Source organism: Nocardioides sp., from assembly GCF_047607365.1.
Lineage (GTDB): Bacteria > Actinomycetota > Actinomycetes > Propionibacteriales > Nocardioidaceae > Nocardioides.
Genome location: NZ_JASGDD010000142.1, coordinates 1 through 14,482 on the forward strand (window position 1 = coordinate 1; position 14,482 = coordinate 14,482).

General features: G+C 72.7%; 16 protein-coding genes and 1 tRNA gene. 5 read left to right on the top strand and 12 right to left on the bottom strand.

Annotated features, from left to right (window positions below):
• From QM572_RS11395 to QM572_RS11405, 3 genes are all read left to right on the top strand, one after another.
• Window positions 1-933: sensor histidine kinase (locus tag QM572_RS11395; RefSeq protein WP_415093140.1), on the top strand; the 933-nt coding region annotated here is incomplete at its 5' end.
• The gene (locus QM572_RS11400) at window positions 930-1,604 is read left to right on the top strand and encodes a response regulator (RefSeq protein ID WP_415093142.1); all 675 of its coding nucleotides are present in this window, start codon (window positions 930-932) and stop codon (window positions 1,602-1,604) included. The genes QM572_RS11395 and QM572_RS11400, both read left to right, overlap by 4 nt.
• A gap of 66 nt (window positions 1,605-1,670) precedes the next feature.
• Window positions 1,671-1,760: transfer RNA gene (locus QM572_RS11405), tRNA-Ser, on the top strand.
• 86 nt (window positions 1,761-1,846) lie between these two features.
• On the opposite strand, the gene QM572_RS11410 is transcribed toward QM572_RS11405, so the two are convergent.
• From QM572_RS11410 to QM572_RS11420, 3 genes are all read right to left on the bottom strand, one after another.
• Entirely contained in the window at window positions 1,847-2,515 is a 669-nt protein-coding gene (locus QM572_RS11410; RefSeq protein WP_415093144.1) for a beta family protein, read from the bottom strand.
• Window positions 2,516-2,939: 424 nt separating this feature from the next.
• On the bottom strand, window positions 2,940-4,274 hold the full coding sequence (locus tag QM572_RS11415) for a helix-turn-helix domain-containing protein (RefSeq protein WP_415093146.1): 1,335 nt from the start codon (window positions 4,272-4,274) through the stop codon (window positions 2,940-2,942).
• A gap of 100 nt (window positions 4,275-4,374) precedes the next feature.
• On the bottom strand, window positions 4,375-4,806 hold the full coding sequence (locus QM572_RS11420; protein ID WP_415093148.1) for a MarR family winged helix-turn-helix transcriptional regulator: 432 nt from the start codon (window positions 4,804-4,806) through the stop codon (window positions 4,375-4,377).
• An 85-nt stretch (window positions 4,807-4,891) separates the two neighbouring features.
• Here QM572_RS11420 and QM572_RS11425 point away from each other — a divergent pair, with 85 nt between their 5' ends.
• On the top strand, window positions 4,892-6,376 hold the full coding sequence (locus QM572_RS11425; RefSeq protein WP_415093150.1) for an MFS transporter: 1,485 nt from the start codon (window positions 4,892-4,894) through the stop codon (window positions 6,374-6,376).
• A 15-nt stretch (window positions 6,377-6,391) separates the two neighbouring features.
• Here the strand turns inward: QM572_RS11425 and QM572_RS11430 are convergent, their stop codons facing one another.
• The 8 genes from QM572_RS11430 to QM572_RS11465 form a co-directional block, all read right to left on the bottom strand.
• Window positions 6,392-7,342 carry a GGDEF domain-containing protein gene (locus QM572_RS11430; protein WP_415093152.1) on the bottom strand — a complete coding sequence of 317 codons (951 nt, stop codon included), beginning with the start codon at window positions 7,340-7,342 and terminating at the stop codon, window positions 6,392-6,394.
• Entirely contained in the window at window positions 7,339-7,728 is a 390-nt protein-coding gene (locus QM572_RS11435; RefSeq protein WP_415093154.1) for a TOBE domain-containing protein, read from the bottom strand. Before QM572_RS11435 ends, QM572_RS11430 begins: the two co-directional genes overlap by 4 nt.
• A gap of 9 nt (window positions 7,729-7,737) precedes the next feature.
• Complete coding sequence (locus QM572_RS11440) at window positions 7,738-8,658, bottom strand: ATP-binding cassette domain-containing protein (RefSeq protein WP_415093170.1); 921 nt, start codon at window positions 8,656-8,658, stop codon at window positions 7,738-7,740.
• Complete coding sequence (locus QM572_RS11445; protein ID WP_415093156.1) at window positions 8,658-9,371, bottom strand: ABC transporter permease; 714 nt, start codon at window positions 9,369-9,371, stop codon at window positions 8,658-8,660. Before QM572_RS11445 ends, QM572_RS11440 begins: the two co-directional genes overlap by 1 nt.
• Window positions 9,368-9,712, bottom strand: coding sequence for a DUF2149 domain-containing protein (locus QM572_RS11450; protein WP_415093158.1), 345 nt, complete (start codon window positions 9,710-9,712; stop codon window positions 9,368-9,370). The genes QM572_RS11445 and QM572_RS11450 overlap by 4 nt, the downstream gene beginning before the upstream one ends.
• A complete protein-coding gene (locus QM572_RS11455) occupies window positions 9,709-10,335 on the bottom strand; it encodes a MotA/TolQ/ExbB proton channel family protein (protein WP_415093160.1) in 627 nt (208 codons plus the stop codon). Before QM572_RS11455 ends, QM572_RS11450 begins: the two co-directional genes overlap by 4 nt.
• Window positions 10,332-11,540: a PKD domain-containing protein gene (locus QM572_RS11460; protein ID WP_415093162.1), complete on the bottom strand. Its 1,209-nt coding sequence runs from the start codon at window positions 11,538-11,540 to the stop codon at window positions 10,332-10,334. The genes QM572_RS11455 and QM572_RS11460 overlap by 4 nt, the downstream gene beginning before the upstream one ends.
• Before the next feature lie 149 nt (window positions 11,541-11,689).
• Window positions 11,690-13,321 carry a substrate-binding domain-containing protein gene (locus QM572_RS11465; RefSeq protein ID WP_415093164.1) on the bottom strand — a complete coding sequence of 544 codons (1,632 nt, stop codon included), beginning with the start codon at window positions 13,319-13,321 and terminating at the stop codon, window positions 11,690-11,692.
• Window positions 13,322-13,439: 118 nt separating this feature from the next.
• On the opposite strand from QM572_RS11465, the gene QM572_RS11470 reads away from it, so the two are divergent.
• Entirely contained in the window at window positions 13,440-13,676 is a 237-nt protein-coding gene (locus tag QM572_RS11470) for a MoaD/ThiS family protein (protein WP_415093166.1), read from the top strand.
• 19 nt (window positions 13,677-13,695) lie between these two features.
• Here QM572_RS11470 and QM572_RS11475 read toward each other — a convergent pair whose 3' ends face one another.
• Window positions 13,696-14,289 (bottom strand): NADPH-dependent FMN reductase, encoded by a 594-nt coding sequence (locus QM572_RS11475; protein ID WP_415093168.1) that lies wholly within the window; start codon window positions 14,287-14,289, stop codon window positions 13,696-13,698.
• Window positions 14,290-14,482 lie beyond the last annotated feature (193 nt).

The following is a 14,482-nucleotide window of genomic DNA, read 5'->3' on the forward strand; positions in this document are numbered from 1 at the left end:
CTCACGCAGGGAGACCGCCGGTGGGTGCCGCTGGCCTTCGCCGGCGTCGACCCGCCGGCGCGGCCCGACCAGGCCGACACCCGAGTCTCCGCGGGCAGGGCCACGGTGCTGGCGATGACCGGCCCGTCGCTGCGTCCCGAGGACCGGCGTCTCGCCGACGTGTTCGCCGTACGCGCGCGGGAGGCCTCCGAGCGGATCGAGCTGGCGGACGCGGCGGCCGCTGCGGTGCCGGTGGCCGAAGCGGACCGGGTCCGCACCGCCCTGCTCGCCGCGGTGGGGCACGACCTGCGCGCCCCGCTCGCGGCGGCGAAGGCCGTCGTGTCCGGGCTGCTGTCTCCTGCCGTGACGGTCGGCGAGGCGGATCGCCGGGAGCTCCTCTCCACTGCGGACGCGTCGCTCGACCGTCTCGCCGGACTGGTCGACAACCTGCTCGACATGTCCCGGCTGCAGGTCGGCGCCATGCCGGTCCACCGGGCGCCGACCGCTGTCGACGACGTGCTCAGCCGTGCTCTGGACGACCTCGGCGTCTCCCCGCGCGGCGTGCTCCTCGACATCGCCGCGGAGCTCCCGCTCGTCCACGCGGACGCCGGCCTGCTCGAGCGGGTGCTGGTCAACCTGCTCTCCAATGCCCAGCGCTACTCCCCCACGGGAGTGCCTCCCCTCGTCAACGGTGGCGTTCTCGGCGACCGGGTCGAGATCAGGGTCGTCGATCGGGGGCCGGGCATCCCGGGAGACAAGCTCGACCAGGTCTTCGTGCCCTTCCAGCGGCTGGGCGACACCGACAACGCGACGGGCATCGGATTGGGCCTCGCCGTCTCGCGCGGCCTGGTGGAGGCGATGGGTGCGACCCTGACTCCCGAGGAGACGCCCGGCGGCGGGCTGACGATGGTGGTCTCGCTGCCCGTGGCCGAGCCGGGGGAGGGGGACGGGTGACCCGGGTGCTGGTGGTCGACGACGAGCCGCAGATCGCGCGCGCCCTGGCGATCAACCTGCGCGCGTCGGGCTTCGAGGTCGTGACGGCCGCGGACGGGTCGGAGGCGCTGTCCGCCGCCGCCGAGCACCGGCCCGATGTCGTCGTCCTCGACCTCGGACTGCCCGACATGGACGGCGTTCGCGTCATCACCGGGTTGCGGGAGTGGAGCTCCGTCCCCATCCTCGTCCTCTCCGGGCGCTCCGACAGTGCGGACAAGGTCGACGCCCTCGACGCCGGTGCCGACGACTACGTCACGAAGCCGTTCGGAATGGACGAGCTGCTCGCCCGGCTGCGGGCCATGGCCCGCAGGTCGAGCGCGACCGAGCCCGAGGTCGCGATCCGCTTCGGAGCGGTCGTCGTCGAGACCGCGGCCAAGCGGGTCACCGTCGACGGTGACGAGGTTCGCCTCACGCCGACGGAGTGGCATCTGCTCGAGGCGCTGGTCCGGCATCCCGGCGTGCTCCGGAGCCAGCGAGAGCTGCTGTCCGAGGTCTGGGGGCCGGGCTATGAGACCGCGCAGGGGAATCTGCGGCTCTACGTCAACCAGCTGCGGCGGAAGCTGGAGCCGGATCCGTCACGTCCCCGCTTCTTCCGCAACGAGCCCGGCCTGGGCTATCGATTCGAGCCCTGATCCGGTGGCCGATTGGTGAGCCGGCCCACCGGCCCGGTAGCCTGTCCGGCGCTGCCACGGCAGCATGGAGGTGTCGCCTAGTCCGGTCTATGGCGCCGCACTGCTAATGCGGTTTGGGGTAACCCATCGCGAGTTCAAATCTCGCCACCTCCGCCACGCGATCAGAGCCCCCGGGAGCCGTGCTCACCGGGGGCTCTGCGCGTCCGGAAGGGGATGCCGGCGCGATCGGGGGGCGGGGTCGGTCAGGCGCCGACGCGGACGAAGGCCCGAGCGTCGCGGGTGCCCGCGACGACGATCTCGCCGTGGTCGCCGCCCAGGGCGTGGAGGACGGTCCGGGTGTCCGCCTCGAGGTCGTCGGACGAGCGCGTCGAAAGCTCGTCGGACCAGTCGAGGATGACGTCGACGTCGCGGGCCGGGAGGCCGAGATCCGCGGCGATGACGGGCACCAGGCCCACGAGCATCCGCGGGTTGGCCCGCACCCGTGCCACCGGCAGCCGCAGCGCGGCTCGTCCTCCGGTGGCCACGGCGCGTGCTGCCGTCCGGGACGTGGTGTCGTCCCGCAGGTCGATCACGGGGACGATGTCGACCTTGGCGGACGCCACGACGTTGAGGAGCGCGAGCAGGCTCCACCACTGGGTCCGCGCACCGGGCGACACGGCCACGCGGCCGATGTCCACATACAGCGGACCCGACCAGAGCCGGGCCACCTCGTCGAGGAAGCACGCCGCGTCGGTGGCCGCGCTCCGCACCCTCCGCGGCAGTCCCATCGCGGGATCGACCCCGGCGGGAGCCGCCTCCTGCAGCTCGAAGAAGGGCATGATGGCCGACGACCTCGGCCCGGACAGCGCGGCCGCGACCTCGGACTGCCGCCCCCTGAGCACGGGGAGGTACGCCATGGCGTCCAGCGTCACGATGCCCCGCTTTCTCAGTGTGGTCCGAATGCCAACTGGTCCCGTCGTCGTCCTGCCGAGAGCCGCCACGACCGACCTCAGGGCCCGGGTGTTGCGTCAAACCCCGTGATCCGTCGTGTTGAGGCGCCTCATCTGCCTCACGAGCCTCACCTTAGGTGAAGAGGGAGACATTCATCCCCATCTAAAGTTTCCTATATATGCCTCATCATGCCCGAGTGAGGCAAACAACCACCTAAGGAGCCCCCGATGAAGAACTACAAGACCCGCATCGTCGTCGCCATCCTCGCCGCGCTCGCGACCTTCGGTGTCGCCACGACGGTCGCGCCCGAGCCCGCGAGCGCTGGCACGCAGCGCTGCTGCTGAACTCTCCTGCGGGCGGGCGCCGTTCCGGCGCCCGCCCGGGAGATAGGCAGGTAGGTCGGTGTCAGGCGAAGAGCTTGGCCGCCTGGGGGCCTGTCAGGGCGCCGGACGCGATGCCCGCCCGACGGTAGGCGTCGAGGGCGGCGCCGGCGTCGCCGATCTCCTCGAAGCGCGCCGCGATCTGGTACCACAAGCGGATCACCGCGCGGTCCTGGTCTGTCGTAGCCAGGGCGAGGACGGCCCGGTGGTAGTCCGCTGCTGCCTCCGCGGGGTCTGACCGGAGGTAGATGTCTCCGTGGATCACCAGAGCGTCGGCGAGAGCGAACGGGCCGAGCGCCTCGGGCTCGGCCAGGATGGGATCCAGAATCGAGAGTGCGACGGCGGTCTGGTCGGCCATGTAGTGCGCCCTGGCCTGCTCGACCTTGGCCAGGACGAGTTCGATGGTGCTGGCCCCGGTCATCTCGAGCTCGCCGACGGCCTGGCTGAGCGCGGCCAGTGCGCCGTTCACGTCGGGATCGTCGAGATGGAGCAGGAATCCTCCGATGTTGGAGCGCAGCATCGCTCGTTGCCGCGCGTCGCCGTCGACGCCGAGCAGCAGGAGAGCCTGGTCGGCGTACTGCAGAGCGTTGGCGACGTCGCCCTGCTCCGACGCGCAGACACTGGCGTTCCAGCACACGTAGGCTCGCGCCCGGGGAGAGATGCTCTCGTCCGCCGCAGCGAGCGCTGTCTGGGCGAGGCGCAGCGCGCGCGGGATCTCGCCGCGAAGCTCATAGATGCTGGCCAGGGTGGCGGCCAGCTGGATGCCGTCGTCGGTCCCGGCCAGACCCCGCTCGCGGGCCTGCTTCAGCGCCGCCTCGCCGACGCTGGCGGCGGTGTCGACCTCGCCGGCGTCGCGCAGCGCCCGGCAGAGGGCGATCTGCACCCCGAACCACGTCGCGGCGCTCGTCAGGTCCTCGGCCGCCAGCCTCTCCAGGGCGGGGATGGCGTCCTTGCCCTGTGCCTGGTCGGCCAGGGCGCCGAGGAGGGCGGCCGTGTGCCGCTGGTCGTCGTCGAGGCTGGCCGGCAGCGACGCGAGGCGCTCGGCGGCCCGCACCGCCGAGCCCGTCTTGAGCTCGAGCTCGGCGTAGTCCAGCTCCAGCTGGACGCGGGCCCGCAGCGGCGTGGACTCGCCGACCAGCAGCTCGCGTGCCGGGACGTCGAGCGTCCGGGCCAGGCCCTCGAGCACGTCGGACTCGGGACGACGCTGCCCCGACTCGATCCGCGACACGTACGCCGTCGAGGCCACGCCCGCCGCCAGCTGGCCCTGCGTCAGTCCCCGTTGCAGTCGCAGCCGCTTGATCCGACCCCCCAGTTCGGCCGGATCGATTGTCTTCAGTGTCAACACCAAGTCACGATCCATGCGCACATTGTGCCCGCGACCGTGGCCTGAGTCACGGAAATCGGACATCGCCCTGTCGGCATTCATATGGCACCCGGTGCACGTGACACCGCTGCCCGACTCAGTCGGCGCGACCGTCGCAGAGGAGGTCGCCGACCTCGCAGCCGAGCGAGGCGGCGCGCAGTGCGGCGCGCTGGGTGGGCTTGGCCGCGTCGTAGAGCTTCGCGCCGTCGCCGGTGATCCGGGCGTAGACCGAGCGGCGGTCGTCGGTGCAGGCGATCCGGCGTACGAGGCCGCTGGTCTCGAGCCTGCCGACCAGGCGCGAGAGGGCGCTCTGGGAGAGCGCGACCTCGGGGGCGAGCTCGGACATCCGCAGCTGGCCGCGGTCGGCGTTGGCCAGCCGCTCGAGCACGTCGAACTCGCTGCCGCTCAACTGATGCTCGCGCTCGAGCGCCCGGTCGAGCGCCGCCGCGATGCGATAGAAGTCGCCGCTGAGCTGCTGCCAGTGCCGCGCGACGTCGTCGTCCGTCGACGTCTTCTGCACCGTTCCCACGCGGCCGATGATACCAGGGTTTCGTCGATTTATGCAGATGCAAAAGATGTAGACGCAAAAGATGCATATGCATAGACTGAGTCTCGTGAACGCCACTACGAACACGTCCGAACTCCACGTCACGACGCCCTCGGGCTGGACGGGCCGGATCTGGATCCTGCTCGTCATCCTGTGCGGCGCCCTCTTCCTCGACGGCCTCGACATCTCGATGGTCGGTGTCGCGCTGCCCTCCATCGGGCGGGCCCTCGACCTCGAGGCCGGCACCCTCCAGTGGCTCGTCTCGGGCTACGTCCTCGGCTACGGCGCGCTGCTCCTGCTCGGTGGCCGGGCCTCCGACCTCATCGGCCGTCGGCCGGTCTTCCTCGGCGCGCTCCTCGTCTTCGGGGTCGCGTCGGTCGTCAGCGCGATCTCGTCGACCGAGCAGGTGATCATCGCGCTGCGCTTCGTCAAGGGCGTGAGCGCCGCCTTCACCGTGCCCGCCGGCCTGTCCATCATCACCACGACCTTCGCCGAGGGGCCGGCGCGCAACAAGGCCTTCTCGATCTACACCGTCTGCGGCGCCTCCGGCTTCTCGCTCGGACTCGTCTTCGGCGGCGTGCTGACCGAGCTCTCCTGGCGGGCGACGCTGCTCTTCCCCGGGCCGGTCGCCCTGGCGCTGGCCGTCGCCGGCTGGCTCGTGATCCCTCGCGCCCAGGCGGCCGCCCGCTTCCGGCTCGCCCACTTCGACGTGGCGGGCGCCGTCACCTCGACGGTCGCGCTCCTGCTGCTCGTGTGGAGCGTCGTCCGTGCGCCGGAGGCCGGCTGGCTGTCGACCGGCACCATCGCGGGCCTCGGCACGGCGGTCGCCCTCGGTGTGGCCTTCGTCGTCATCGAGCAGCGCCACGCCAGCCCCCTGGTGCGCCTGTCCATCCTCCGCTCGGTCACGCTGGTCCACGCGAACCTGTCGGGCTTCGTGATGTTCGGCGGCTACGCGGCCTTCCAGTTCCTCGTGACGCTCTACGTGCAGAACTCCCTCGGCTGGTCGCCGATCACGATGGCGCTCGCCTTCCTCCCGACCGGCCTGATCGTGGTCGCCTCGGCGACGAAGATCGACCGGGTCCTCGACCGCTTCCCGACCACGCTGCTGGTCGGGGTCGGACTGACGGCCTTCGTCGCGGCGTACCTCCTCTTCCTGCGTACGACGCCGGGCATGAGCTACTGGAGCTTCATGCTCCCGACGATGGTCCTCCTGGGCATCGGCTTCGCGCTGACCTTCCCGGCGATCAACGCGCAGGCCACCGCGGGCGTCGCCCAGAGCGAGCAGGGGCTGGCGTCGGGGCTGCTCAACACCTTCATCCAGGTGGGCGGCGCGGTCATGCTGGCCGTGGTCACCGCGATCGTCTCCAGTGCGCAGGGCGGCGATGCGAGCGCGGCGAGCGGGAGCCTCATCCCGGGCACCGAGACCGCGCTGGTGGTGATCGTCGTGCTGACCGCGCTCGGCCTCGCCGGCAGCGCGCTCGCCCACCGCGTCGCCACCCGGCGCGACGTGGTCGTCGAGGAGATCGACGAGGACCTGGAGGCCGCTGCCTGAGGGTCTGGGCCGGGCTCAGGAGGCGACCGAGTGCTGGGCCCGGCCGGCCGACTTGGCGGCGTACAGCGCCGCGTCGGCACGGGTCATCAGCTCCAGTGGCGTCTCGCCCGGCCGGAGGACCGCGACGCCGATCGAGCAGGTCTGGCGATCCGGCACGACGGTCAGGATCCGCCGGGCGATCAGCTCGGTGCTGTCCTGGTCGTAGCCGAGGAGGGCGATCGTGAACTCCTCGCCGCCCCAGCGGGCGACGACGTGGCCGGCGCCGACGGCTCGCACCAGCTGGTCGGCGAACCTGGCCAGCAGCGCGTCGCCCGCGATGTGGCCGTGCTGGTCGTTGAACGCCTTGAAGTGGTCGAGGTCGATCAGCAGCACGGCGAACGGCTCCCGGGAGGCGGCCAGCTCGCTCAGCCGGGTCTCCCAGCGTCGCCGGTTGGCCAGACCGGTGAGCCCGTCGGTCGCCGCGAGCTCCTCGACCCGCCGCTGGGCGGCGGCCAGGTTGTGCAGCAGCCACGACGGGAGCTCCGAGACCGCCAGCCAGACGATCACTGCGAGCGGGAGGCGGACGGCGAGATCGGCGCCGGAGAGGTCGACCGCCATCACGAAGGCCGGGATCGCGAGCGGCAGGAGTGCGAGCGACACCCCGCGGCGCTGGGTCATCCCCGTGTAGAGGAAGCCCATCAGCACCGCGGAGGTGGTGAGGCTCGCCGCGTGCGGGGCGACGACCGAGGCGCCCATCACGCCGAGCATGTCGAGCACGGGCCAGGCCAGGAGCGCCGGCCTCTCGAGCCGCAGATGGAGCAGCGCCCACACCGCGGCGATGGTGGCCAGGCTCGCGGCGTAGTAGCCCATGACCGCCGGCGTGATCTCGTGCGTCGTGAAGGCCGCCAGGAGGCAGACCGTGGAGATGACCCCGAGCCCGACGGCGCCGCGGTCGTGCCAGCGCCGTCGATTGGCGGGCGTCATCATGGGGCCGGAGGCGTGCTGGCCTGCACCATGACGCTGGTCGCCTTCACGACCGCCGTCGCGGCGACGCCGGGAGCGAGCCTCAGCTCGTCCGCCGCCTCGCGGCTCATCAGGGACACGACGCGATAGTCGCCACACGCCAGCTCGACCTGGGCCATGACGCCGTCCTTGGTCACCGCGACGACGATCCCGTCGAGGTGGTTGCGCGCGCTCGTGCCCCGGCGCGGTGGCGTCAGCGAGGCCTTGAGCTCCCCGAGCCGGTCGGCCGGGAGCACGCGCTGGTTGCCCTGGCGCTCGAACGTCACCCTGCCATCTGCCTCCCAGCGGCGCAGGGTGTCGACGCTGACGCCGACGGCCTGGGCGACCTCTCCGATGCGCAGGTACTCCACGGCACGATCCTAGGTTTCGCCGGCGTTGCGCGGGAAGCGAATCGCGCGATCGAGCCGCACCCGGATCATGTCGCCGACGCGCTCGCCGACCGCCGGGTCGGGATGGAGGCAGCGGAGCCGTCCGCCGTCGGTCTCCAGCAGGAGCAGTACGCCGTCCTCCCGGCGGATCCGCCCGGCGACCCTGGCCTCGATCGGCCCGTCCGGTGCCACCCGGACCTCGGCCGCGCGGGTGAGGACCAGGGCGTCGTCGTCCACCAGCTCGCCGTCGTACCCCAGGAAGCGGGCGACCTCGAGGGAGGGCGGAGCGGCGAGCAGCTCCGCCGGTCGCCCGTCGGCGACGATCCGGCCCGCCATCAGGACGACCACACGATCCGCGAGCGCCCAGGCGTCGGCGCGCTCGTGGAGGACGACCACCGTCGCCCGCGCGGCGTCGCGCAGGGTGCCGGCGACGTCCTCGATGAGCGCCAGGTGGCCGGCCGGGTCGAGCCCGGCGAACGGCTCGTCGAGGAGCAGCACGTCCGGGCGCACGGCGAGTCCGCGGGCGAGATGGACCCGGCGGGCCTCGCCGCCCGAGAGCGAGCCGGCGAACCGCCGGGCGAGGTGGTCCGCGCGGAGCGCCGTCAGGGTGGCCGTCGAGCGGGCCGCCCGCTCCCCGCGCGGGACGCCCCACCACGCCTGGGCGAGGTCGACGTTGGCACGGGCGGAGCGCTTCGCCAGGCCGGCCGACTGGAGGACCGTCGCGACCCGGCCGCCGCGAACGATCGTGCCGGTGTGGGGGAGGAGGCCGCCGATCGCGCCGATCAGCGTCGACTTGCCCGCGCCGTTGGGCCCGAGCACCGCGACCACCTCGCCCTCGGCGACGGCGAGGGAGACGTCCTCCAGCACGGCACGTCGCCCCCGGCGTACGCCGACGCCCACCAGCTCGAGCATCACGACCGCCACCGCCGGGCGACCGAGCCGCCGTGCTGCACGACGGTCATGAGCGCGCTGACGAGGATGATCAGTCCGAGCAGGAGGATGCCGATCGCGGCGCCCTGTGACCAGTGCCCGGCATTGACCTCGAAGAGGGCGGCGCTGGCCAGGGTCTGGTCGTAGCCCTGGATGTTGCCGCCGACGAGCACCACGGCGCCGACCTCGGAGAGCGCCGTCCCGGCGGCCGCGATCGCCCCCGCGACGATGCCGGCCCACGCCTCCCGCGTGGCGAGCGCCGCGATCCGCCAGCGGGCCGCGCGGAACGCCCGTGCCTGGTCGAGCAACCCGTCGGGCAGCGCGTCCACGGCGGCGCAGGTGAGGGCGATCATGAGCGGCAGCGCCAGGATGGTCTGGGCGATGAAGACGGCCTCGAGTGTGAAGATGAGGTGGAACCGGCCGAGGACCGAGGCCGGGAACATCAGCAGCACGAGCACCAGGCCGACCAGCACCGGCGGCAGCCCCATCCCGGCGTTGGCCAGCGCCACCAGCACACCGCGCCCGCGAAACCGGCCGAGGCCGAGCAGCAGGCCGAGCGGGAGGCCGATCAGCGCGCAGGCGGCGAGGACGACGGCCACGACCTGCAGCGTCGTCCACAGCGGCTGCATGACGTAGGGATCGCCGGTGATCAGCAGCTGCCAGGCCTCCCGCAGCCCCTCCCAGAGGAAGCTCACGGCGTGCTGGATGCGCTCGGCGCGCTCGGGCCCGCCGAGGGCACGACGTAGACCAGCCGGCCGTCGGTGAGGCGGTAGACCGTGCCGACCTCCTCGCCGGAGCCGATCACGCTGGCGCCGTCGGTGGGCACCGGCCCGGTCTCGTCCCCCGGCTGGGTGGTGACGGCGTCCTTCGGCGCGGTCAGGCCGCTGCTGCCGATCCCGACGTGGGCGGCCGTGAGCGCGGCCAGGAGGAATGCCACGGCGAGCACGATGCCGAGGTCGAAGAGGTTGACCAGGCCGTCGAGCGGATCGCCGGCGTTGTCCTCGTGCCGCCGGGCTCGGGGGCTGACCCTGATCACGAGGCGTCCGGCGACGTGAGCACCGCGGCGACGTACTCCAGATCGGAGTAGTCCTGTGCGTAGATCCGGTCGCGCCACAGCGACAGCGCGAACGCGACCGCCCCGACGAGAAGGCCCAGCACCGTGATGCTGAAGGCGGTCTGGAGGTTGGAGGTGAGCGTCTCGACGTCGCCGCGGGCGAGCCCGTCGAGGGCGGGCGAGAGCGGGATCAGCGTGCCCATGAGGCCGAGTGCCGGCCCGACCCGCACCAGCAGGCGGGTCCGCCCCAGGCGGCGCTGGGCGGCGAGGTCGAAGTCCGCGAGCCGCTTCGCCATCCTCGGCTCGTCGCCCGGAGTGCCGGCCTCCTCGGCGAAGCCGCCGAGCACCTGGGCCATCGGCTGGCTCCATGCGACCGGCGCGAGGGCGGCACGCGCGGCCTCGCGGTCGTCGACGACGACGTCCCGGGCGGTGTCGGCGGCGGCGACGAGCGCGGGGAAGCGCCGCCGCCGGCGCCGGGCGACCTCGACGACGAAGGCCCCGGCCTCGACCAGCACGAGCGCGAGGGCCGCGAGGGCGAGGAGCACGACCGGCACCTCGAGCACCTCGGCGACCTGGTAGATCACCCGGTAGACGTCCTCGCTCACGGCGTCATCGTCCCATCGCGTACGCCGCCGCGCCCCAGCCACGGCCGGATCCGCCGCCGGATCCGCCGCCACGTGCCGCTCTCGGCGAGCATGCCGGAGCCGATCAGGGCGGCGACGGCCGCCGGCAGGCCGATCCAGCCGGGCAGCCCGAGGCCGGTGTCGGCGCTCGCGCGGGCCGCCGCGGCGGACGGGGCGTCCTCGACGTCGACCGGTGGGGTGCTCGACGAGCCGCGGAGCTCGCTCGCCGTCAGCAGGATGCCCTCGATCCGCGGGCTGTCGCCGGAGGGCGCCGGCGTCGCCGTGGCGGTCGCGGTCGCCGACGCCGCGGGGGACGCGGTGGCCGAGGCGCTGGATCCCGATGCGGATCCCGATGCCGATGACGAGGCGGTCGAGCTCGCCGAGCCGCCCGCATGGTGGCCCTTCGCCTTGCTCGGCCCGTCGACGGGCGCGTCCGGGTCGGTGTCGGCGCCACTGCCGCCGGGAGCCACGGTCGGGTCGTCGGTCTGCTCCGGGTCGACCGACACCCTCACCGGCGAGGCGCGCCCGAAGGAGCCGTCGGCACCGCGGACCGTCACGGTGACGTAGAAGGTGCCCGCCTGCTGCCAGGCGTGCGACGTGCTCGCCGTGCCGGCGGCCTCGCCGTCGCCGAAGTCCCAGGTCCAGGTCAGCGAGGTGCCGGGCGATTCCGCGAGCGTCGCGGAGAGCGAGGTGCTCTCGCCGACGTCGAGGTCGGTGTCGCCGGCCGCGATCGTGGGCTGGAGCAGCCGGCCGCTCGTGTGGGCCACGATCCGCAGCGTCCCGCGCGAGGACGTCTGCCAGTAGCCACCGCGGTTCGGGTCGGCGGAGACGTTGACGTCTTCGCCGCCGGTGAGCGGCCGGATGTACTGCAGCGCCTCCCCGCCGACGCCCTGGACGACGGGCATGAGCCCGCTCTCGAACCCGTTGGCGCCGCTCGCCCCGAGCGCCCCCTCGGCCAGGGGGTGGCTGACCCCGTCCTCGTCGACCACCTCGGTGTAGGTGACGGCGTCCGGGTCGACGGTCCCCGCGCCCGCCGGTACGGCGGCCACGAGGGCACGCAGCGACGTGCCGGCGCCGACGAGCTCACTGCTGACGTGCCCGTCCTCGTCCCGCTTCCGGTAGGTCACGTCCGTCAGGTCGTGCAGCGTGTCGAGGTCGTCGAGGTCGAAGGTGCGGGTCGCCGACACGCTCCCGGTGACCTCGACGACGACGCACGGCCCTGGCGAGCACGACGAGGCGGCGTCGGCAGGCCCGTCGCCGAGCGCCAGCGTGGACGCTCCCAGCAGCAGGGCCGGGAGCGCCCACGCGAGGCGGGACGCGCGGAGTGGGCGGATGGTCAGCGGATGCGCACCCGTCGAGTGACCGAGGTCGCGGGCGTCACGGCCATGCCGTCGGCGTACACGACCCGGACCTTCCACCTGCCGCGCGGCAGGTGGATGACGGCCTTGTACGCCGACGCGCCGGTGCCGAGCTTGACGCTCTTGCGCGCCTTCAGCCTGCCGCCGACCTTGCCGGCCCAGATCGTGACGGTGCCCTTGGCGTCGCCGGCAGGCGGCGCGATCGCGCCGCGCAGGGTGATCTTGTGCCGGGACACCTTCGGCTTCGTGAGCCCGACCGCCGCCGCCACCGTCACGCTGCCGGCCGTCGTCGACGTCGCCTGCAGCTGGTCGCCGAAGTCCGGCTCGAGGTCCGCGTCCTCGATCTTCGTGATCGCGCCGGTGGTGACCGAGAGCGTCGCCGACGTCCTCGGCACGTAGCTCAGGGTGAAGTTGCCGGAGGCGTCGGTGAACGCCGAGGCGACCTCGGTCGAGGTGATCCCCGGACCGGCCGCGGGGGTCGAGATGAGGTGCACCGGCACGCCGTCGAGCGTAGGCATGCCGGGCACGACGTTGGCGATCGAGCCTGTGAGGGTGACCTTCTGCCCGCCGCGGACGGTGGCCGGCGGCTTCGTCACGGTCACCTCCGGCCGGGCCGACGGCAGGAACGACGGGTCGGGCTGCTGGTAGGCGCCGATCGCCGCCTGGCCCTTGACCGAGGTGATCCAGTCCAGGAGCGCGGTCGCGCCGACGACGTCGGTGTTGGTGGAGCTGGTGAACTTCGCCGGGTTGACGACGTAGGCGTGGAACGTGTTGACCAACGCCGCCTCGCTCCCGCGGGCGGTGGCGTCGTTGTCGCGGGTGAGCGTCGTCATCGTCGTCACCGAGCCGCTGCCCTGCAGGTACTGCAGGGTGCCGCGGTCGGTGAACACGTAGCAGACGTTCCTGCCGGCGTCCGTCGCCTGGTCGTAGTTGCAGACGTCGGCGTCCTGGATGTTCGGGGCCTGGGTCTTGCCGGTGGCCTTGTACCAGTCCGGCTTGGAGACGCTGCCGATGCTGGGGCAGTCGCCGGTGGTCGTCGACGGGGTGGTGCCGCCGCCGTCGGCGGTGGTGACGTTGCAGGTCTGGACGCCCGAGGTCATCGCCCAGATCGCGTGCTCCTGGACGGTGGTGCCCGGCGTACCGCCGCGGGAGACGAAGACCGCCTTGTCCTCCGCGCCCGCGGCCGCGATCTTCTCGAAGGCCGCGGCGATGTCGTGCTCCCCGCCGCTGAGGACGCCCGCGGGGTCGTCGGCCGGACCGGCCAGCACGTAGTCGCCCCAGAAGATCGCGCGGCCGTAGGGCTCGTAGGAGTAGCCGTCGGCGACGAACTGGTTCTCCAGCGACATGGCGTGCACGATCATCGCGGCGGCGGTGCCCTGCTTGGCGTAGTCGATGGCCGCGCCGGTGCCCTTCGACACGTAGTTGAGCGTGTACTCCGGGTGGTCGGCCTCGAAGCCGGGCTTGATCACGTTCTGGACGAGGTAGGAGTCGTAGACGTCGCTGGTGCCGACCACCGTCAGGGTGGTCGTGGCGGCGTGGGCGGGAGATGCCGTGAGCACGGTGCTCACGAGCAGGGCGATGGCGGGGACGACGGCTCTGAGCTGCTTCACGGATGACCTGTCTCTGAGAATCTGCCTAGGAAATACCTAGAGACTAGGACATCTGGACGGCCTCGGTGTTGCGTCTTCCGCACGACCTCACGGCGAGGGTGTGTGACAGGCTGGATCCGTGCCCGAGATCACCGTCCGCTACTTCGCCGGCGCCAAGGAGGCGGCCGGCACCGAGTCCGAGCGGCTCCACGCCGCGACCCTCGCCGACCTGAAGGGCGTCCTCGGCGCGCGCGACGGCCTCCGAGCGGTCTGCCTGGCCTCGTCGTTCCTGGTGAACGGCGCCCAGGCCGAGCCCGACGCCCTCCTGCCCGAGGGCGCCCAGGTCGACGTGCTGCCCCCCTTCGCCGGCGGCTGAGCCGCGGCCGCGGATCGCCTCAGGAGGGGTACGGCGTGCTCGCACGCGCCGCGTGCAGCGCCTCGGACCACCACGCGAGCTGGGTGAGCATGGCCGCCGCGTAGTCGGCCGCCGCCGGATCCTGGGGCTTGCCGTCCTTCCACGTCACGAAGTAGTTCGCGAACGCCAGGCCGTCGCGGATCGTGACGGCGTGGAGCTCGGTGAACACGTTCTCGAGATGGAGCGCCGCGTGTCGTCCACCGGCCGCGCCTCCGTAGCTGACGAACGCGACGGGCTTGGCCGTCCACGGGGTGAAGTGCCAGTCGATCGCCGCCTTGAGCGACGCCGGGTAGGAGTGGTTGTACTCCGGGGTCACGATCGCGAAGGCGTCGGCGGCGTCCAGGCGCTCGGTGAGCCCCGAGAGCCCGGCCGGCCGGGGATAGTCGCTGCCGGCGTACTTGGGAGAGGCGTTCGGCAGCGGCGACGACAGGTCGTAGTCCGCCAGGTCGACGACGTCGACGTCGAACCGGCCCTGCTCCTCGGCCCGGCGCGCCACCCATGCGGCGACGGTGGGGCCGAAGCGTCCCTCGCGGACGCTTCCGATGATGATCGCCAGTCGTGTTCTCTCGCTCATGCCTCCAGGCTGGCGAACGCCGCCGGGGGCAGCCAGACCGGCCTGAGGCTGGCCCTGGCACGGTCACCCTGAGCCCTGCCGGGTGGCGGCGGCGCGTCGTACCGTGGGCGCATGACGACGGCACTCGGCGACTTCCTCCGCGCCCGCCGCGACGCCACCGCGCCGGAGGCCGTCGGCCTCGAGCCCGGCGCGC